This is a genomic window from Micromonospora sp. NPDC002411, from assembly GCF_053592955.1.
Window position 1 is genome coordinate 1 of sequence record NZ_JBSFBM010000098.1, and the last position, 20,253, is coordinate 20,253.

The 20,253-nt window shown below is 69.0% G+C and carries 16 protein-coding genes; 11 read left to right on the top strand and 5 right to left on the bottom strand.

Annotation, left to right across the window (positions count from 1 at the left end; translation table 11 throughout):
* The first annotated feature begins 276 nt into the window (after positions 1 to 276).
* The 3 genes from ACWCO3_RS14280 (at position 277) to ACWCO3_RS14290 (ending at position 2,735) form a co-directional block, all read left to right on the top strand.
* The gene (locus tag ACWCO3_RS14280; RefSeq protein WP_358165539.1) at positions 277 to 1,068 is read left to right on the top strand and encodes a hypothetical protein; all 792 of its coding nucleotides are present in this window, start codon (positions 277 to 279) and stop codon (positions 1,066 to 1,068) included.
* A gap of 213 nt (positions 1,069 to 1,281) precedes the next feature.
* On the top strand, positions 1,282 to 2,511 hold the full coding sequence (locus ACWCO3_RS14285; RefSeq protein WP_358165537.1) for a cytochrome P450: 1,230 nt from the start codon (positions 1,282 to 1,284) through the stop codon (positions 2,509 to 2,511).
* A complete protein-coding gene (locus tag ACWCO3_RS14290) occupies positions 2,508 to 2,735 on the top strand; it encodes a ferredoxin (protein ID WP_358165535.1) in 228 nt (75 codons plus the stop codon). The genes ACWCO3_RS14285 and ACWCO3_RS14290 overlap by 4 nt, the downstream gene beginning before the upstream one ends.
* A gap of 162 nt (positions 2,736 to 2,897) precedes the next feature.
* On the opposite strand, the gene ACWCO3_RS14295 is transcribed toward ACWCO3_RS14290, so the two are convergent.
* Entirely contained in the window at positions 2,898 to 5,168 is a 2,271-nt protein-coding gene (locus ACWCO3_RS14295; RefSeq protein WP_450010254.1) for a glycoside hydrolase family 44 protein, read from the bottom strand.
* A 189-nt stretch (positions 5,169 to 5,357) separates the two neighbouring features.
* On the opposite strand from ACWCO3_RS14295, the gene ACWCO3_RS14300 reads away from it, so the two are divergent.
* The 3 genes from ACWCO3_RS14300 (at position 5,358) to ACWCO3_RS14310 (ending at position 7,611) form a co-directional block, all read left to right on the top strand.
* A complete protein-coding gene (locus ACWCO3_RS14300; RefSeq protein ID WP_450010256.1) occupies positions 5,358 to 6,389 on the top strand; it encodes an outer membrane protein assembly factor BamB family protein in 1,032 nt (343 codons plus the stop codon).
* A gap of 108 nt (positions 6,390 to 6,497) precedes the next feature.
* On the top strand, positions 6,498 to 6,890 hold the full coding sequence (locus ACWCO3_RS14305) for a nuclear transport factor 2 family protein (protein WP_145783336.1): 393 nt from the start codon (positions 6,498 to 6,500) through the stop codon (positions 6,888 to 6,890).
* A 184-nt stretch (positions 6,891 to 7,074) separates the two neighbouring features.
* The gene (locus ACWCO3_RS14310) at positions 7,075 to 7,611 is read left to right on the top strand and encodes a GNAT family N-acetyltransferase (RefSeq protein ID WP_450010258.1); all 537 of its coding nucleotides are present in this window, start codon (positions 7,075 to 7,077) and stop codon (positions 7,609 to 7,611) included.
* 131 nt (positions 7,612 to 7,742) lie between these two features.
* Here ACWCO3_RS14310 and ACWCO3_RS14315 read toward each other — a convergent pair whose 3' ends face one another.
* The 4 genes from ACWCO3_RS14315 to ACWCO3_RS14330 all read right to left on the bottom strand — a co-directional run bounded on the left by ACWCO3_RS14315 (position 7,743) and on the right by ACWCO3_RS14330 (position 15,656).
* Positions 7,743 to 8,414, bottom strand: coding sequence for a hypothetical protein (locus ACWCO3_RS14315; protein WP_145783331.1), 672 nt, complete (start codon positions 8,412 to 8,414; stop codon positions 7,743 to 7,745).
* A 152-nt stretch (positions 8,415 to 8,566) separates the two neighbouring features.
* Entirely contained in the window at positions 8,567 to 9,097 is a 531-nt protein-coding gene (locus ACWCO3_RS14320; protein ID WP_358165524.1) for a GNAT family N-acetyltransferase, read from the bottom strand.
* 236 nt (positions 9,098 to 9,333) lie between these two features.
* The gene (locus ACWCO3_RS14325) at positions 9,334 to 14,691 is read right to left on the bottom strand and encodes an AAA family ATPase (protein WP_450010261.1); all 5,358 of its coding nucleotides are present in this window, start codon (positions 14,689 to 14,691) and stop codon (positions 9,334 to 9,336) included.
* 200 nt (positions 14,692 to 14,891) lie between these two features.
* Positions 14,892 to 15,656, bottom strand: a complete 765-nt coding sequence (locus ACWCO3_RS14330; protein WP_145783325.1) for a hypothetical protein — start codon at positions 15,654 to 15,656, stop codon at positions 14,892 to 14,894.
* A gap of 253 nt (positions 15,657 to 15,909) precedes the next feature.
* Here ACWCO3_RS14330 and ACWCO3_RS14335 point away from each other — a divergent pair, with 253 nt between their 5' ends.
* The 5 genes from ACWCO3_RS14335 (at position 15,910) to ACWCO3_RS14355 (ending at position 20,073) form a co-directional block, all read left to right on the top strand.
* Positions 15,910 to 16,806 (top strand): hypothetical protein, encoded by an 897-nt coding sequence (locus ACWCO3_RS14335; RefSeq protein ID WP_450010263.1) that lies wholly within the window; start codon positions 15,910 to 15,912, stop codon positions 16,804 to 16,806.
* 542 nt (positions 16,807 to 17,348) lie between these two features.
* Entirely contained in the window at positions 17,349 to 17,933 is a 585-nt protein-coding gene (locus tag ACWCO3_RS14340; protein WP_244311774.1) for a hypothetical protein, read from the top strand.
* Positions 17,934 to 18,008: 75 nt separating this feature from the next.
* A complete protein-coding gene (locus ACWCO3_RS14345; protein WP_450010266.1) occupies positions 18,009 to 18,848 on the top strand; it encodes a helix-turn-helix domain-containing protein in 840 nt (279 codons plus the stop codon).
* 65 nt (positions 18,849 to 18,913) lie between these two features.
* Complete coding sequence (locus ACWCO3_RS14350; RefSeq protein WP_358074338.1) at positions 18,914 to 19,495, top strand: dihydrofolate reductase family protein; 582 nt, start codon at positions 18,914 to 18,916, stop codon at positions 19,493 to 19,495.
* A gap of 35 nt (positions 19,496 to 19,530) precedes the next feature.
* Positions 19,531 to 20,073 carry a CbrC family protein gene (locus ACWCO3_RS14355; protein ID WP_280116516.1) on the top strand — a complete coding sequence of 181 codons (543 nt, stop codon included), beginning with the start codon at positions 19,531 to 19,533 and terminating at the stop codon, positions 20,071 to 20,073.
* The last annotated feature ends 180 nt before the right edge of the window (positions 20,074 to 20,253 follow it).

Here is a 20,253-nt window from a genome sequence, read left to right on the forward strand (position 1 = left end):
CCCAGCGTGTCACCGACCGCCCAGGCCGTGGCCGCGCCGAGCGCCAACAGAACCACTGCGGCGACAAGCAGCGGGTACGGCCTACGGGACCGGGCAACGTGAGCCACGCTCGCATGGTAAGGCTTCGCTGGCCTCCGTCCTCCGACGTAGGGAGGCAGGATGTCGCCGGGTTGGTCAGGTGGCAATCACTGTGTGGGTTAACGAGCGACGAGCTTCTTGTCGGCTTGCCCGGCCCTGGCACGCCAAGGCCGGAACCTGCCTGGAACCATCGGAGTCGTGACAACCTTCCGCCTGCTGGCACAGACGAGTCGTTCCGCGCGATTCGCTGAGGTCACCGTCGAGGTCGCAGCGTCGGACCGGTCCGACGTCGAGGTGACCGCCGCCGCGATCGACGAACATCGGCGGGAAGCCGAGCTAGGCGCCCGCTGGGCTCTGCAGAAATCTCCCCGAGAGGTACGGGTAACTGTGACCGGCGTTGTCACCACCGACGTCGACACCGGCCTGGGCGACGTTTACGAGGCCACTGTTCGCGCCGTGTGGCAGGCGCTGCGCGTCGAGCACCCGGTGCCGTACGTGGGCTTCAGCGATCCCGAGATGGTCGCGTCGTGGCTGAAGGGCTCGGTGGGCCGACGGCTCGACGCCGTGACCGAGGCCCGGTACTGGTCCGAGGGACGGCGCGAACCGGACGCCGAGAGCCTGCTGCATGCCTGGCTGTACTTCGAAGGCGGGATGCCGGTCAAACTGCACGGCCGTGGCGACCAACTCCTGCTCGCGAAGGAGAAGCCGTACCGATCCACCGACATGGACGAGTGCGGCGAGATCAGGGTCGGCCCGGCGCGGCATCCGTCCGTGCTGTCCGGGTTCATCGGCGCCCGGCTCACCGATGGCGCCGTCATCCTCGGCCACGACGGCGACACGGTCTCCGCTGGAGTCGTGTTGCGGTTCGAGAAGGGCGACCTCGTCATCGGCACGCTCGGCGACGAGTGGGTTCTCGCCGTCGGCTCGGTGCCGTCCGCCGCCGCTCACTACTGGGCTGTGCAGCCCTTCGTGCACGACGGCCGAGGGTAGCGGGCTCTTTATCTCCTGAGCCACGGGAACGCTGGCGCGATGGATGCGGGCAGCTTCCATGGCGATCATCGGCATCTATCGCTACGATCCGATGTCGAGATATCACTGAGCGTGGATGTGTGCTGTCCGCAAGCCCTGGACGCTGGCAATCCGGCGCCGCTACGCACGTGGTGCCGGCCCGAGGATCACGCCGTCTCGACGAAGGGAACCCGGATGACGGAGAGCGCGCAGACGACCGAGAGCCGTACCGTTCCGCCCGCGCGGCCGTACCCGTTCAGTGTGCCCGACCGCCTCGTCGTCGATCCGACCTACGGCGAGCTGCGCGAGAACGAGCCGATGACCCGGGTGAAGTGCCCCTACGGCGAGGAGGCGTGGCTCGCCACCCGGTATGAGGACGTCCGTCTGGTCCTCGGTGACGTGCGGTTCGGCCGCGCCCCGGCCGTTGAGCGCGACGAGCCCAGGCTCACCCCGCGCCAGCAGTACAGCGGCATGCTGACCATGGACCCGCCCGATCACACCCGGCTGCGTCGGTTGGTGGCGAAGGCGTTCACGGCACGTCGGGTAGAGGCGCTGCGTCCCCGAACCCAGGAGATCGCCGACACGCTGATCGACGACATGGTGCGGCTCGGCCCTCCGGCCGACCTGGTGGAGCACGTCGCCACGCCGCTGCCGATCCAGGTGATCTGCGAGCTGCTCGGGGTCCCGTACGCCGACCGCGACCGCTTCCACATCTGGTCCGAGGCGATCGTCTCGACCACCTCTCTGCCCATGGAAACGATCCAGGAATACCTGAACAATCTCTGGGGCTACATCGGTGGTCTGGTCGCCGAGCGCCGCCGCGACCCGGGGATCGACGACCTGCTCGGCGCGTTGGTGCGGGCCCGCGACGAGAATCAGGATCGGCTCAGCGAGACCGAGTTGGTGGAACTGGCCGGGGGGCTGCTCGCGGCCGGCCATGAGACCACGGTGACCCAGATCCCCAACTTCATCTACGTCCTGCTGCACAACCCGGACCAGCTCGCTCGGCTGCGGGCCGACCCGTCGCTCGTGCCGGTCGCGGTCGAGGAACTGTTGCGGTACGTGCCGCTCGGCGTCGGATCCTCCTTCGCCCGGTACGCCAAGGAGGACGTCGAGGTCGGCGGGGTGCTGGTCCGGGCCGGTGAGCCGGTTCTGGGCTCACTGTCGTCGGCGAATCGGGACGGTACCGTCTTCGCCGACCCGGACCGGCTGGACTTCGACCGCGAGCAGAACCCGCACCTGGGGTTCGGGCACGGCGTACACCACTGTGTCGGCGCGCAACTGGCCCGCATGGAGTTGCAGGTCGCCGTCGCCACCCTCGTCACTCGTCTGCCCGGGTTGCGGCTCGCCGTACCGGAGGCCGAGCTGGAGTGGAAGCGGGGCATGTTGGTCCGGGGCCTGCTCCGTATGCCGGTGGCCTGGTGAGTGCCGGCTGGCGGATCGGGGTGGACTCGCGCCGCTGCATCGGCACGAGCATCTGCGCCGGCACCGCGCCCGAGCACTTCCGCCTGGTCGATGGCCTGTCTGCGCCGCTCACCGACATCGTCGCTCCGGACGAGGTCGTCATCGACGCCGCCGACTCGTGCCCGGTGGAAGCGATCACCGTCCGCGACGCCAGCGACGACCGGCTGATCGCGCCACAGGAGTAACCCGAGATCGATCCCGGCCGTCCGCGCCCACGACGCTCGGCAACTGCGGACGTGCGGCAGATCAGCGACGAGGCGCTCACTCTGCCGCACCGGACCGCTGCTCGAGAGCGGGAGGAGCCGAGGCGCCGCTGCGCCCCGGCCCCTCCCGCCGGGTCTCTCAGGTCACCCGCAGCGTTGGCCGTTGAGGGTGAAGGCGGTCGGTGCCGGGTTGGTGCCGGTCCACGTGCCGTTGAAGCCAATGCTGGTGGACGCTCCGGGGGCGAGTTTGCCGTTCCAGCTCATGCTGTCCGCAGTGACGCTCGTTCCGCTCTGCCTCCAGGTGGCCGACCAGCCCTGGCCGACCTTCTGGCCGGCGGTGGGGAAGTCGAAGGCGAGTTTCCAGCCGTCGATCGCGGTGGTGCCGGTGTTCTTGATCGTCACGCTCGCGGTGAAGCCGCCCGGCCAACTGTTCGCCGTGTAGGCGACAGTGCAGCCGCCGGTCGGGGCGGTGGGCGCGGTCCGCGCGGTCAGGCCGGGCGAGGCCGCCGAGACGTTACCCGCCGCGTCACGGGCGGTCACCACGAAGGTGTACGGGGTGTCCGGCGTCAACCCGGTCACTGTGTACGTGGTGCCGGTGGCGGTGCCCACCTTCACGGTGCCGGAGGCGTCGACCCGGTGCACGTCGTACCCGGTGACGGCGGTGTCGTCGGTGGACGGCGTCCACGCCAGCGCGATGCTGTCGCTGGTGATCGTGCCGGTGGTCGGCTTGCCCGGGACGGTCGGCGCCTGGGTGTCGCCGGGCGCTGTGCCGCGCGGCAGCACCAGGTGGGTGATCGAGTTGGCCGGGAAGGTGGTCGTGAGGCCGCCGGCGGTCACAGGCTGGTCGGCCTCACGGACGACACCGGCGAGGTCCGCCCCGCTGTAGCGGTAGACCTGAGCGGTGCTGGCGGAGGCGCCGGTGAGGGCGACCTGGCTGGTCAGGTCCTCGCCGGTCTTGTTGACCACGACCACTGTGAGTGCCTTGTCGGCGCTCCGCTCGGCTGCGTACACGGCCAATCTGCCCTGGTCGGCGCTGGTGGCCCGGACGGAGGTCTCGCCGAACGCGCCCCCCTTGCCGTCGTAGTTGCGGTAGATGCGGAAGGCATTGGCCACCGGCTGGTCGGCCGTCGGTGCGGTCCAGAGGGTCGCCAGGTCGAGTCCTTCGCGGCCGAAGATGCCGAGGACGTCGGCCTGGGCAAGCGCGCCGTTGAGCGACCCGTAGCCGCCCCAGTTGTATTCGGTCATCGCGATCTTCGTGCCCGGGTAGTGCTGGTCGACCAGCTCGCGCAGGCGCGGGATGTACCGGACCGGCTGGTTGATCCAGCTCTCGTCCACGTAGGTCGGGTCCCAGAGTTGGCGGGTCGAGCGCAGTCGCAGCGCCTGGGTGGTGGCGTCGCCGGCCGCGTCGCCGAGCACGCCGGACTGCTGCGGGTAGAGGTGGACGTCGAAGTAATCGAGGATGCGGGTGCCGTGCTGCTGCTCGTACTCGCGCATCCGGTCGAGGTACCAGGGGCCGAGGTCCTGGCCGCCGTGCGCGGCCTTGTCCGGTGGGTTCGACCAGCAGCCGGTGCGCGAGCAGGTGTCCTGGTCGAGACCCGAATAGAAGATCGAGTTCAGGCCCCAGCCGACGGGACCGAGTGTCTTCGCGCCAGGGTCGGCGGCCTTGATCGCGGCGGCGTACTCGTAGGTGCGGTCGCGGAGCTCGTCGTAGCCCAGTCCGGTCGGGCGGACGTCGCGGTGGGTGGAGTGCCACAGGTCCGGCTCGTTGTCCAGGTTGTAGAACTGGACTCCGCCGTCGGCGGCGGCGCCGAACTGCCCCTTGAGGTGGTTGACGAAGTCGGTGGCGTACTCCGGACCGACGGCGATGCTGGTGTCCGCCGGATCGTTGCCGGTGACCAGTGACCCGTCCGGCTTCTTGCCGTTGCCGCAGTCCGGTGCCCAAGGATCGGTGGACTCCTGTGGGCCGTACTTGGCGACGCTGAAGCCACATGCTCGTGACCGGTCCTTGGCGATCCAGCCGAGCATCGGCATTGTCATGACCGTGGCGGCGCCGGTGGCCTTGTTCTGCTGCACGAACCGGTCGGTCTCCGAGCCTGCCGGGAGGTCTTCCGGACTCGGGTTGTCGTTGGGGATGTTCTCGAAGTACCAGTCCGCCGCGCGGTTGGTGGTGTCGGCACGGAAGTTGTAGCGGGTGGTGGCGTTGCCGCCGTACCGGTGCACTGGTAGCCGCAGGTCGCGGGCGAGCGCCTCGTCGGCGAAGTTCATGCCGTAGATGTACGGGCTGATCTGGTGCCGCGCGGCGGTGGTGTCCACGGTCAGCGCCGGGCCGGCTACGGCCAGGGCGGGCTCCGGCAGGACCAGACCGCCGAGGGCCGTGGCGAGCACGACCGGGAGTAGAACGGTGGTGGGACGCACGAGCATTCCTTTCGGATAGACGCTCAACGATGGGAGCGCTTCCACAGGATTGCGCTTTCCTGCCGCTGAGTCAACGCCGGAAGGCTCCTTGTGGATCATGCGAGTCGAGCGGTTTCGCGCAGGGAGTGCCGTCCGCGGCCCCGTCGGCGCGCTGCCCCAGCTTCGGGACAGGTGAGCCACACTGGGTTGGTGGATCATTCGTTGACGGTGCGTTGGTCACGGCTTCTGCACCTGCGCTCGAACGAAACGACGTTGGCGGCGGCACCCGGCGCTCTTGTCGTGGCGGAGCGCCACTCACGTCTGGTTCGACTGGACCCTGAGACCGAGGCGCCGTTGTGGGAGCAGGGCGTCGAGGACTGCTGGGGCACTACCGTCGTCGCGGGCGAGCGCTGCCTCTATCTGAGTCAGGCTGGTGTCCTGAACTGCTTCGACATGCACAGCGGGCAGCGGAGTTGGTCGACCCCGAACCTGGGCTTGCACCACTACATCAGTGTCAGCGGATCCATTGCGTTCCTGGGCGGATGGCGTGGCTATCGTCCGCTGATACGAGTGGATCTGGCCAACGGCGAGCCTCTACCGGATCGGTTTCCGGGGCCTGCGGCAGGCAGCAGCTTGGCCTGGCCTCTGCCTGTGCGATTGGACCTGGAGCGGTCCCCGGCTGATGCGGTCCTGATCGCGACTGCCAACGAGGCGGCACTGCTGCTGTTGGATACTCGAACCGGCGCTGTCAGGGGTGAGTGGGCGCTGCCGGAACCGGTGTACTTTCCCGACTCCGGCCTCGCCTTCAATGCCGGCGAAGACGGCTGCATCGTCTTTCTCAGCGGCAGGCGCACCGTCATGGCCCTGAATCCCGGCAGCGGCGTGGAAGTCCTGTGGCAGCACGACCGGGACCTGCCACCGCTACCGCCGATCCTCACCGGCCGGACGCTGTGGCTGGCCGAAGACACCGGCATCACGATGATCGACCTGGACCGCGGTAACCGAACCGAAGTAGTGGACCTCCCGCACGGTGCCACCTGTGGTGGTGTGCCCGTCCCCGGAGGTGCGCTCTTCGCCCGCTCCGGTAACCATCTCGTCGTAGTGACCCCGAGCGGGGCGATCGCCGCTCGCGTGCGACTTCCCGCACGCACTGGCCGGCTACTTTTCGACGGTCGATCCTTGGTACACGTGATGGGCAAAGGCCACCTCACCACGCTCGACATCTCGACCAAGCTGAGCTGACTCCTTGTGGCTGACGGCATCGAAAGCGGCCGCCGAACGCAGCGCCGCACATGCGCAGGAGCCGTGCGCGACGATGGGCTGGCAGGGCAGAACCCGTACGCTGGAGCGGTGATCGACTTTCGTGCGGCGGTGGAAGCACGCGACCCCGATGCCCTTGAGGCGGCCCTGGCCGACAACGTGGTGTTTCGCAGCCCGGTGGCGTTCAAGCCCTATCCGGGCAAGGCAATCACTGCAGCGATCCTGCGGGGTGTGCTGCGGGTCTTCGAGGACTTCCGGTATGTCCGTGAGCTGAGCGGCGAGGGCGGCCGCGACCACGCGCTGGTTTTCGAGGCGCGAATAGGCGACGTGGCCGTCGAGGGTTGCGACTTCCTGCACCTGGATGACAGCGGCTTGATCGATGACTTCACGGTCATGGTTCGTCCGCTGTCCGCCGCGCAGGCCCTGGCCGCTGCGATGGCCGCTCAATTCGAGCAGATCCAACGTGAGGCGGCCGCCGGCTAGCGAGAGTCAGGAGCCCGCCAGCGTCCCGGCTCGCCTGACATCAGACAGGCCTTATCCCGGTCGCCGTCGTCGGCGGTCACGCCGACATCCTGCGAGAGCTCATCGACGGTGCCACCGGCCGTGGGGCACCGCGGCTCGGAGCCGAGTTCCGTCGCCGTAGTGCTACGAAGGGGGCGCACCTGACATGACCAGTTTCCGTGATCCCACGTCCCTGAGAACTCCGCGGCTGCTGTTGCGACGCTTGCACAGCACCGATCTGGACGGCTTCGCCGCGGTGAACGCACAGTCCGAGGTGATGCGCTGCATCCGTGACGGTCGCACCCTGGACCGGGCGGCCACCGCAGAGCGCTTGGCCACTTATCGGCGGCACTGGGACGAGCACGGCTTCGGGCTGTACGCGGTGGAGATCAAGGAGACCGGCGAGCTGGCCGGTTTCACCGGGCTGGCGGTGCCGACCTTCCTGCCCGAGATCATGCCAGCCGTGGAGATCGGCTGGCGGCTCGGCCGCGCGCACTGGGGCCGAGGCCTGGCCATCGAGGCGGCCCAGTCCGTGGTCGCCCACGCTCGTGCCGAGCTCGGACTGCGGCGGCTGGTCAGCATCCACGTTGTCGGCAACGAGGCGTCAGCGCGAGTGATGGTCAAGCTGGGCATGACGCTGGAGCGCGAGACGGTGCAGCCGGACACCGGCCGCCAGGTCCGGGTCTACGCGATGGATCTGTAAGCGCTCCAACCAGCGGCCGTCCCCGCCTGGGAGTCGTCCTCCGCCAGTGCGCCGACGAAGCCCTTGAGCCACTCGCCACGGCACGTGCGGTGCCGATGCGCGTGTTCATCGTCCGGAGGAGGTGCCTATCGCTAGTCCCAATCCGCTGGCGCCTCGACGAGTTTGCATCGGAGCGCGTCGCGGATCAGCGAAGCATCCTGGCCGAACGGGCTGCTGAGATCCCAGTACTCGTGGCTGAGCGTGTTATCTGGTGCGAGGCGGCCGATCAGGTCGGCGATGTCGTCGAGTTCGAAGTAGGTTGCGGCCGTGGTGAACGCGACGATCTGCTCGGCGGTGCAGTCGTCCAGCGGCCACGCGGCACCGTTTGCCATCGCACCATTGTGGAACCACATCAGGTAGGACAGGTGCACCAGGCCAACCGGGCCCTCCGGCGCCGCCCACGGTTCCATGTCGAGGGCTCGGTCGATGATTGCCCCGACACGGTCGCGGTCGAGGTATTCACCTGCGCCCCAGCGCCAGTCCAGGGAGTGAACCCAGCGGTAGTTCGCGTCGGGCGCGCGCAGGATCTCCAGGCCACGGGCGCGGGGCAGGACGTTCGTGCCGGACTCGACCAGGTGAAGATCCCGGCCGCCGCCGCGCCGCTCGACCCGGCAGTGGTCGGGGTCGCTGACCCACACCATGACTTCGGCGTGCTCGAAGACCGGTTTGGTCTCGGGGTCGACTGCGAAGTAGGTGATTTCGAGATCGGCAGGATCGATGACGCGCTGCCGTTTGCGAGCCTTGTACAACCGCAGTCTGATCACGCCTCCAGTCTGCAGGCCGTCCGGCGAGGCGGTCCTGTGCCGTGCTGCGGTCGGGTGAGCGGCCTCTGCGGTGCCCGATCGCGTCGTAGCTGGAGGAACTGAGACCGCGCGCCGTGCTCGCTCCAGCTTCCCGCGTGTTGAAGCGACCTGGACTAACCGGAGGTGGTGAAGCTGATGAACGTATCGGGGGGTCGTGTCTCGGCAGTGGGGCCGTCGTAGATCTCCCATGTAGTCCCACTGACCTGGGTCGCGACCGTCGACCAGAACGCTTCGACGCCGGGGTTGTAACGCTGAAAGCCGATGCGCCACCTGCCGGGGAACAGGGAGATGACGTGAAGAGCAGCGGCGCGACCGACGCCGGTGCGGCGCAGCGCACGGACGACGAAGAAGCTGGTGATGGACATACCGCCCTCGGCCGGGGCCGTCATCACAAAGCCCGCTGTCCGACCGGCCGCAGTGATCAACCAGGCGCGGTACTGCGGGTCGACGCCGGCGAGGAACCGGTCGAGCGGGCGGTCGTTGAAGGTGCCGTCGTCGTTGGGGAGATGACCGTAGGCCTCCGACAGGTCATGTCGATACAGCTGACCAAGATTGCTCAACACCGCCCGGTGCGAGCGGTCGACCGGTGTCAGGCCGACGGGATTCGACAGTGGGCGAGGTGGCGTCGCAGCTTCCCAGGGCACCCAGCCAGCCTTCCATGTCGATCAAGCCGTCCGACGCCGGCATCGCCTACGGCTGAGGCGATGAAGGGTGCAACTGGCGAGACAGTCCGAGATCAACCCCAAGCTGTCGGACCGCATTTCGACGGGCGGTGCAACCAGAGCGGCCACTGCACCACATGAGGAACCGCGCACGACAGCCCTCCATGGTTGCGGTGGTGCAACGACCGAGAGTAGGAGAGCACGGTTGGCAGACCGGGTCACCGCTGACGGCCGATCCTGCTGCGCAACGCGCCGATGATCGCCGCATGGACCGGGTGCATCGCCTCCTGTTCCTTCACCGACAGCAGGTTCCCGGCCGCCGCTCGACGTAGCGCCGCAGCAAGTGGCGCCCCGTCCGGCTTCGCCGCCAATTCGACCAGGATCGGTTCACACGCCGTTCGATCCCGCAGCCCGCCGGTGTAGGCGGCTGCCACCGCGACGATCGCTGTCTCGTGGTCCGCGATCGCCTGGTCCAGGCCGAACAACTCGGCTACCGGGATCCGGTATGCGGCGTGCACGGCATCGGCGACCGCGGCCGCCGCCCGGGGCGGGGTGCCGATCATCTGCGTGACGAGTTCCCCGAACCGTACGCCGGGCACCTCCTCCACCACGGCGACGATGCTGTCCAGGGTGGGGGTGGCCCGGGTGCCGTCGGCCTGGTACAGGTGCGGTGCGGCGTAGCGGACCGTCAGTTCGGCCGCGGCATCCTGCCCGTCCAGCGTGCAGATGATCGCCGAAGCGAGCAGGTGCGATGCCTTCGCGGTCGGCGTCTCGGCCGGTCCGTCACCGGTCGCGAAGTAGTAGTGCTCCTGGGCGATCAGTGGAAGGCTGACGTCCCGGCTGTCCATGCCCTGGTAGGCGTCGGCCAGCGCCTGCCGACGCCACGGCGCCTCTGGCGCCAGCGTCCTCCCGGCCCGGTTCAGCGCCACGTCGAACTGCGCCCGAGTTGCCGCGTCCAGGTTGCCCGAGATCACCGCCCGTACCTCGTCGTACACCTCGGAGATCTCGGCGATGCGTCGGAGCGGGCTCAGCAGCGTGACCCGGTCCAGCCTGTGCAGGGCGAGCTCGACGGGACTCGCGCCGCGCAGCTGCATGTTCGCCGTGAGATCGTCGTGGAATTCGAGGGCCAGCTCCCAGTTCCGCAGTGCGACTGCGGCCAGCATGCCGAGGGTCAGCAGTTGGTCCCGTACCGTCGACGGGTTCACCGGGTCGGTGCGGCTCGGTAGGTCCGGCTCGCCTCGCAACTTATCCCGCAGCGGTGCCAGTTCCGCGAGGACCTCCTCCCAGCGGCACAGGTCGTCAAGGAGCTGTAGCCGCCGCCCGAGATCGAAGCGCTGACTCCACGGCCCGAACCCGGCCCGCCGACGATGCACGATGGCGTGATCGGCGTACGGCAGCGCCTCGGCGAACTGTTTGCGCACGCGCAGCAGGCCGCTGAGCTCGGCCGCCCGTAGACCGGCCCGTACGTGATCCTCAGCGTCCACCGCAGCGCGGTAGTCCGCCTCGGTGAGGGCCAACCGATTCCCCTCCGGGCAACCCTGCACCGTCTGGCACCACCGAATCGTCTCCAAGACTCGGCGGATGACGGCGGCGTCGGCGGGATGCAGCTCGGCGATCAGGGCGGCATCGTCGCGCTCGCCGCCGACCACCCGGCGGATCGCCGCAGCTAGCCCTCCGGCATGGGTGCCCGGCTCCATCGGCTGCAGGATCGTGGTGAGCTGGCGGTTCGCCTGCGCGTCGCCCGTCGCCGCCGTCGCGATCAGAGGCATCAGGCTCTCCCAGCGCAGCAGGTTGCCGGTCAGGTCGAAGCCCTGCTCCTCGCCAGCACGCCGGACGTCAGCGAGGAGTGCACGGAACTGTTCCTCGGCCAGGCTGTGACACTGCTGCGACGCCTCGGCTCCTCGAACGATGCGGTCCTGTTCCGCCGGATCAGCGGCGAGCAGCGCGTGAACCACATCGAGCAGGCGTACGCCGTCGACGCGGCCCACCCGGGCGGCCAGCGCCGCGAGGTCTGCCGGCAGCCAGCTCTGCCCGTAGGTGTGCAGATCGGCGGCGACCGGATGCAGGAACGTGGGCAGCAGGGCCGACCCGGTGATCCGGGTCAGCAGCGCGCCGGCCAGGTGGTGGCCGAGTTGGCCGGCCGGATCGGTGCCGAGTTTCCCGAGATGGTTGCCGAGCAACTGGTGTCCAGCGGCGAGGTCAGCGGCGAGCGGATGCCGGTAGGCCAGCCGCAGCGCGGTCTGTTCCAGATCCACCGCCTCGGTCAGGTTGCCCTGCTTCGCGGCGAGCAGAGCTGCGGTGCCGATCGCCCGGGACAGGCTCAGTTCGTCGCCATGCTCGTCGAAGACCCGCTGGCAGTACGTCAGCACCTTCCTCGCCTCGTCGAAGCGCCCAAGTTGGATCAGTGCGTGGGCGTCGTTGAACCAGAAGAACGCGACCTCCGCCTCGGCCGCGCCCCGCCGCTGGACGCTGTCGAGCAGAACCTGATTGTGGTCGAGCGCGACCTGCCACCGTTTCAGCGTCAGGGCGGCACTCACCGCGAGGCTGAGGGCCGTCTGCCGAACGAGCCACGCCACGGCACCTTCCGACGGCCTGCCGAGCGCGGTCGGCTCCGTCGACAACACATGTAGCTCCTCGAGGACCTTGGTCACCTCGGTCAGTGCTTGCTCGGCATGACCGCTCTCGTGCAGCACCTGCAGTCGCGTCACCCGTGCTCCGGCCCGTCTCCATGGGCTCCCGCGCTGGACCAACCGCTCATATCGCTCGGCCAGTTCCAACGCTTCGGCGAGGCGTCCCTGCTGGTGCAACTGGTTGGCCAAGGCGCCGGCGGCGACGGCTGTCACCTCCTCATCAGGTGCGGCCAACTCTTGCCGCAGCAGCCGTTCCGCCTCGACCGGGTCCAGGGGTTGCAGCGCCATCGCGAGGACCAGGTCCCGTCCGGGTGTGGCGGGGTCCAGGGCAGCGGCGTAGGACAGGGCGATCCACGCGGTCCGCGAACTGGCGTCGCGGAGCAGCGCCGCGCCGAGGCACCCGGCCGCGCGGGCGAAGCTTGACTGCCGAAGGAGGTACGGCACCGCCGCGAGATACGCGCCGACGACCACCGAGGTGGTTTCCCGGTCGCCGCGGTCTTCCTGCTCCCGGGCGACCTGCTGCCAGGCGTCGGCAAGAATGAGGTCCACCGAGCCGGCGATCTGCTCCGACGTGTCGGCCCGTACCGTCGCAGCGACCACCGGGTGCAACTCGTACCGGATCACGCCGGTGGCACCTGTCATGTCGGCGCCTGCCGGTATCGAGGTGCCCACCAGTGTCCGCGGCTGCGTCAACGCCGTAGCGGCGAGAACGGACAGCATCGCGTCGGACGGTGGAGCCGGCTCCCGCGGACCCACCTCTTTCCACACGTCCACCCAGACGACGCGGATGGTGCCGGGGAATCGGTGTGCCGGCTCGACCGCTGCGAGCATCTGCACCATCAGCATCGCCGCCGGATCGAGCCGCCGCGTCGTCTCCCGGGTCCAGCCCGTCAACGTCTCGCCGAGCCAGTGCTCGCCGTCGGCCGGCTGGCCGGTCACCTGGAGCAGGCGGGACAGCTCCGCAGGCTCGGCCGCGGCGGCGTCGGCCAGTTCCAGCAGCTTCGGATGCCCCTGCGCGGTGGCCAGCACGGCAGTCACCAGAGCCCTGTCCAGGCGGTGAGCCACATCGTCCGGGGACGTGGAGCCGCCCGATTCGGGTCGGCCGGCGGGATCATCGATGTGCAGCAGCCGCCGAAGGTTGGGCAGTTGCCGGACCAGGGCACTCGCCTCGCTGTCGGACAGCGGTTCGACGCTCAACTGGCGTACCCCGGCGCCGGTGGGCGCGGCCGGCGGGACCCGGCTGGTAACCAGCAGCCGGGTCGGTCCCGATCGGGCAGCGAGCATGGTGAGCAGGTCCAACCAGCGTCGATCACGCCATCGCCCGCTCGCCGTCAGGAGCGACTCGGCATTGTCCAGAACGAGCAGAGCCCGCTGTTGGTCGCACCGGTCGAGCAGTTCGGCGACAGCCGCCACCCACCCCTGCTGATCGTCGGCCGCGACGGGCGGGAAGACCACGGCGTCACCGACACCACGTTCGACGGCGTCGATGAAGGCAGTCAGCGTGTCCTGCTGGTCGGCGTCCCGTTCGGGAGCGGACCAGAACACCACGGTGCCGAAGTCGGCCTGATGCCGGTGTACGAGCTCCACCGCGCAGGCCGTCTTGCCCACCGCTGCCATTCCGGTCAGGACAATGACTGGAGTGCCGCCGCCGGGTCGTAGTCCAGCACCCGCGAGTGTCATCAGCTGTTCCCGACCGACGAATCGGTCCGGTGCCGCGGGCGTGGACCCGGCCGACTGTGGGGTGAAGCCCGTCAGTGGATCGGCGGCGACCGGTTGTGCATTCGCCGGCGCGGTCAGGAGATCCGCTCCAAGCACTGTGACGTCGTCCGGACCGATCAGCACCGGCGCTGCCAGCGACAGCGCCGGCCGGGCCGCCGACACGCCCGCCGCAGCGACCTTCCGGACCGCCTGCGCCGCCGCCGTGCCAACATCCAGTCCGCTGTCGATCAAGCCGGTGTAGAAGGCGATGGCCAGCTCGCCGGCGACATCGTCGGTCACCGGGTAGCGCATCGCCAAGACTGTGCAATCCAGCTCACGTGCCAGCCGTACCCCCAGACTGGCTGGCGCGGCGGCGAGGTCCGTCACCTGCGGTCCGGGCTGGTCGAGATCCACCCAGCGCGGTGGCGCCGCCGCCGACTCGCACGTCGAGACGAATACCAGCCGCAGCCGGCCGCCACCCGGACGGAGCAGGTCAACCAGGGACGACGCGTCGATCTCGTCCGGTGCACCGCCAGGGCCTTCCAGCAGCAACCTACTGTGCCGCCCGTGACCGGACAGGTGCAGCACGTCGGGGCCACCATCGCGGGCCATCCGGTCGGCCAGCACCTCGCGGGTCACACCCCACTGGACGATCTCCAACTCGACCGGGAGGGCCAACTGTCGGACCAGTTGAGTCAGCTGCTGCCGCTCCGAGCGCAACCGCAACGCGGTCGTCCCGGTCGGCAGGCTGAACACCGCTAGTAGGCGTACTCCGGTGGCCGACGACGCCGTCGTGGGGGCGCGGTCTGCGGCGACCCTGAACGACACCTGCACCCTTTCGTTCTGCGCCAGTGGGACCCCGTCCAGGTGGGCCAGCTCCAGGGGGAACGCGGTCAGGAACGTTGCCTCAGCCACTCGGATCCGCAGGCGCACCGGGGTGTGTCCGCCGAGTTCCGCCATGACTGCCGGGCCGAGGACCTCCCGCGCGATGAACCCGCCGAGCCGCGCCACGACCTCGGCGGCACTCGCCACCCGGCGGTCCGGCTCTGCGCGCCAGCTCAGGTAGGTGTGCAGGTCGATGAAGGCGGCAACCTCCCAGCGCCGCCGGTCGAGTGCGACGGCGTGTTCGGCGAGCTGTCGGCCGGTGTCCGGATCGACCAGGATCCAACGCCAGTGCAGCGGATCGGTCACGTCGACGGCGCACAGGTCCAACCGTCGTACCGACGCCTGCTGAATGGTGTCGACCATGGCACTCTCCCGATCGCTGAAAGGGCGGTTGTCGGGTGAACGGTGTGCCTCCACACTGGCACGGTGACCGAGAAGGAACCCAGCCGTGACTGGCCACCGCAACAACCCGATCGGTGCCCCATCTGCCAGGTCCCGCCCGAGGCCAGACACCTCGACACGTGCCGGTTCACCGGTATCTGGCAGGAAAGAAGCGGCCGGAGTTAGCCAGCCGGCTGTGGTGTCTGATTGCCGTCAACGGCCCGACCGTCGCCGGGCGGTGCCGCCGGCCCGGGCCGCGGATGCTCGGGAAGGTCCGGATCCTGCGGAGGGACGGGGGGATCCGGCGGAGCGACCCACCGGACCACCCGGTTGAGCCACCGCACCGGGCGGTGGCGATCCGCGTCCGCGGCCCACCACCGCGCCCACCAGCCAGGGCGACGCCAGGCGATCAGGATCGCCGTGGTCTCCGCCACGAACCCCCACCCGAGTACGGCTATCGCGGCCCACCGCGTACCGGTCAGGTCCTTCGGGTCGGCCGGCACCAGGAGGACTGCCGCGCCGATCAGCAGGAACAGGACCCCCAGGTTGTAGTGGCGGCGGGCACGGCCGATCCAGAACCGCCAGGCGGCCTGGTGACGTCGCAACTCCCACTGGACGACACGACGCCGCTGCGGGTCCGCGGCATCCGGATACCAGGCGAGAGCTTCGCTCGGTGTCACCGAATAACCACGAGCGCGGGCGTGCGACTGGACCGCCCGCAACAGCACGATGACCGCCGCCCCGAACAGCAGCAGGGACAGGCTCGGCCACCTCAGGGCATTCTCGATCTGCAGGACCAGGCCGAGCAGCGTGACCGCTGCCGCCGCCAGCAGCGGTGCCGCTATCCCGCCCAACCCGTCGGCAGCTTGATAGGCGCCGTAGGGATCCGGAGGAGCCACCGTATAGCTGGCGATATCCGTAGGTGGTCCACCGGGCTCTGTCGCCATCGGGTCATCGTGCCAGCCGACCGCCACAGGCGGATAGAGCGAGGGGGATGAGCGGGCCGTGATCACCGTCCTGCTCACTGGATGCCCGATCGAGCCGGTTGCGCGAGTCTGATGCTCTTGGAGGGTGACCCCACCGCGCCAGCCATCATCGGCCACGCGACGACTGATCAACCGACGGATGACGCTGCGGTCAGCGCGGTCCGAGAGCGTCGCGGCGGAGGTGTCTGCATTTCGCCAGCGACGGTCGGCAGGAATGCTCGCCGGGGTCGCGTTGGTCCTCGGTGTCCTCTCGTACCTGGCGTACCAGCAGAGCGCCATGAGTTATCCCGAGTTGTTGTCGAACGACGGCTACATCAAGGCGAGCTCGCCGACTACCGCCAACGTGGCGCTTCATCTCGCGTCCCCTACCGCCGCCGGCATCGGTGATTCGCCGAAGACCACCCTCGAACTCCAGTGGCTGACCCAGACCCGGGAACGGTTCCACCTCATCCTCCACTTCGAAGAGGAGGCCCGGTCGACGGAGTACGTGACGGGAAGCCCGGAACTGGCAGTCCTCGCCGTCTTCGACGAATTCGACGACGACGGCGAGGAGATACTGGTATCCATCGACCCGAGCAAGGTCCGCGACGAGGTCGTGAACGGCTATTACGCCGGTACGTCGTCGATCTCGTTGATGCTCTACGAGCCGGTAGCAGTGGAGGCCATGGGCAAGGTCGTCGTGGACAGCCCGACGTTGGCCCAGAGTTTTCCTTGTGCCGCTCTGGACGGGACAGACCCGACCACGGCGGAGGAGCGCTCGGCCCTGATCGTGCCAGGGTGGTACGACTGCCAAAACGCCGATCCGACGATCGCGCTGCCGGAGGACGACGCCCGGTACCGGCAGACCGTGACCGTCACACCACGTGAGGCTTCCGGACTGCGGCTTGAGTCAGCATTCGGAACGCCCTCTCTTCGCATCGGCTTGTTCAGGCATGGCCTCAACATCTACTGGGAGGATCAGGAGAGGATCGACGCGATCGGGATCTTCGTCGACCCGGTCGCCGAGAACACCGGTCAGCGTTACCTCTTCTGGTCCGGCGTGGCAGGTGGCCTCGCCGGTGGCGTCGCCACCATGTTCCTTGACGCGATCCTTCGCCGGAAGCAGGGTTAGCAACGACGAGCCGCAAGCGACTATGAGCGGCTCGGCGTCACGATGCTGGGGCGGTTTGCGGGTGCAGGTGGTGAGCAGCCGATTGCTCCTGATGGCGACTCAGCTACCAGCCTCCGAAGGCTTTGTCGGGCTCAAAGAAGCTCAGACGCTCGGCACGCACAGGCAGCATGATGCACGAGCGCCGGATGCACACCGCCGCCTGGCACCCGATGAGCTCCCGTCCACGCAGGGTTCGTGCGTTGGGCCTTTTCGGGCCGCTACCCGAAGGCGAGAGGTCGCGGGAAACGGGGTCGCCGGATCGGCACCGACGGGGCATGATTCTCTTCGCACCGAATCCGGCGGATCTTCACCCCGTGCGGCGAGGTACGAGATGCCCAGCTCAGCTGGCCTGGCGAAGTCTGGGCCGCGCCGCTCAGGAGAACACTGTGCACTGCACGAAATGTGGAGCCGAACTCGAACACCCCGGCCAAGGCCACATGTGCCGGTCCTCGGCCCCGCCACCCAAGGTCAGGACTGAAGGTTGGAACATCGCGACCTGGTTCGTGATCGGGATCGCCATCCTCTACGCCCTGGCTGCGATCGCCGTGGCCGTCCTCGGCAGCATCTTGGGTGACCGGGGCAGGCAGCCGTCGTCGTCCAGCACGGGAGCAGCGCTCGGGTACCTCCTGGCCAACCTGACCGTGATCGCCGCCATCATCGGCTTGGTCATAAGCGGGCTGATCTGGGGCCGCGGCACCCGTCAACTCGCTGAGGCGCACGGCTCCCCCGGCCGTCCGTACAGCCGTCACTGGGGCATACGCGTCTTCTCTGCCTGCCTCTTCCTGAGCGCTGCTGTGGCCTGGCTGGCTGCCGACCGAACCGCCCCGGCCGTCCTGTTCGGCCAGGCTGCCCTGCGCACACTCGGAGCTGCCGCGCTGATCGGAGGCGTGCTGCACAGCCGGGCGCGGGTCCTGCGGCTGATCGCTGACGTTGACCGAATCGTCGCCGGACACTACTCGCCGGTCGCCGGGCAGGACCGGGCCTGGCCGCTGTCGCCCACTCCGACCAGCGAAGACTGGAACGCCGGGCAGTGGGACCCCGACGTGCTGCGCGACATCGAAGCCCGCCGCCACCGTGACAGAACCTGAACTGGTCTCCGGATCGGCGTCGGTCGAGGCCATCCCGGCGCGCGACTCCGGCTGGGCGTCGGTGATGCTGTGGGCGTGGAGTACGTGTCCAGAGTGCCGCGACCGCCGCTGGACGGGCTGATCGACGACCTGTACTACCTGGAGGGCCCGCCGCCGTATACCCGGCTGACGCTGCCGGCAAGTCCGGCGGCGTTCCTCATCGTCAATCTCGGGGCGCCGTTCCGCATCCGTGCCGGCACCGACATCGAGACAGCCGAGTACGCCGACGGCTGCGTGGTCACCACGCCCACTCGCGCCTTCGAGTTCGGCTACCCGCCGCAGACCCGGTCCGTCGGCGTGCACTTCAAGCCCTGGGGGCCGGCACCCTTCCTGCCGATGCCCGCGGCCGAGCTGTGTGACCGGCCAGCGACACTGGAACAGGTTTGGGGTCGGCCCGCCGTTGCTGAGCTACGAGACCGGCTGGCCACCGCCGAGGGACCGCACGAGATGCTGACGCTGCTCGAGGACGAGCTGATGCGACGGCTGGCCGACGCTGCCGGCCTGGGGCTGGTCCGCCATACGAGCAGCGTCATCGCTGCGACCAGCGGGGCGGTGGCTATCGACGACCTGAGGGTTTCCGCTGGTGTCAGCAGCACCCACCTGGCGCAGCGGTTCAAGGAGCTCATCGGCGTCACGCCGAAGCGGTTGGCCCGCACCTACCGCTTCGCCGCCACCGTGTTCTCGATCAACCCGGCCGAGCCGATCGACTGGGCCGACCTCGCCAGTAGCGCGGGCTACTTCGATCAGGCCCACTTCGGCCACGAGTTCCGGGCGTTCACCGGGCTCACACCTACCCGGTACGTCGAAGTCCGGCGGCGGTTCCTGCGCGAGCACCCCGGCCACGTGCTGGACGGCTGGCCGCTGCCGACCGATTGATTTCTTACAAGAGCGGCAGCCCGCGAGACCCTAACCTGAGGGGATCCCCAAGCAGAGGAGCGCCCGTGGGCGAAGTGGTCATGTACAGCTCGGTGTCGGTGGACGGCTTCATCGCTGACCAGAACGATCAGCCCGGACCGCTGTTCGACTGGTTGCTCAGCGGTGACGTGCCGTTGGACGAGGGTGGCGTGTTGAAGGTGTCGCAGGCGTCCTACGACCACACCCGGCCGTACTGGGACAGGATCGGGGCGACAATCGCCGGCCGCCACGTCTTCGACATGACGGACGGCTGGGACGGGAAGCCTCCGGGCGGGGTCGACCACGTGGTCGTCGTGACGCACCGGCCGGCGCCCGAGGGCTGGGACCCCGAGGCGCCGTTCCACTTCGTCGACGGTGTCGAGGCAGCCGTGGCCAAGGCGCAGGAGTTGGCGGGTGACCGCCTCGTCGAGGTCGCCGCTGGCGACGTCGGTGGCCAGGTGCTTGCCGCAGGGCTGGTCGACGAGGTGCGCATGGACGTCGTACCCGTGGTGTTCGGGTCCGGTAAGCGCTACTTCGGGTCGGTCGACGCGCAGCACCTGTTGGAGGATCCCGACGTGGTGATTCAGGGCAACCGGGTGCTCCACCTGCGCTATCGGGTGCGCCGTTGACCGATCTGAGCGGGTGCACGGCTGCCCGGGAGGGCTTGTTCCCGCTGTTCCGTTACCACCTCGATCCAGTCGCTACCGGGTCGGCCGTGCCCACGGACGAGGCGTGCGCGCTGTGCGGGTTCGCACGCGGCTGGCGGTACGCCGGGCCGATCTACGGTCGTCGGGTCGATGTGCTGTGCCTGCACTGCATCGCCTCGGGTGAGGCGGCGCGGGCGCTGACGACCGTCGCCGAGTGGCCCTGCATGTTCACCGACGCGACCGACGTGCCGCAGGATGTTCCGCTCGCCGTCGTCGAGGAGGTCACGCAACGTACGCCGGGGTTCGACTCCTGGCAGACGCCGAACTGGCTGTATCACTGTGGCGACGGTGCCGTCTTTCTCGGCCTGGCCGGGTACGAGGAGCTGCGCGCCCACCCGGACGCACTGGGGATGATCCGGGACGACCTGTTCCGGCTCGGGTGGTCGACAGATCAGGCCGACGAGATGCTGCGGCGGATGGACCGGACCGGTGAGCCGACGGCGTACCTGTTCCGGTGCCTGCACTGCGGCGTCTACGTGGCCTCCTGGGACATCGGGTGACGGACAGCGGCAGGGACAGGTGCGCGGACACCGAGGCGTCGGCCGATGGTGGGCGGATCGACGTGACGTACATCCGGCGTTGGCGCGAAGACGTCTCGGCGTGCCTGGCCCGACTCTTGCCGGGATTCGAGGCGCGGTGTGGTTACCCGCCGGGCCGACACACGATCGGAGGCCCCGCGG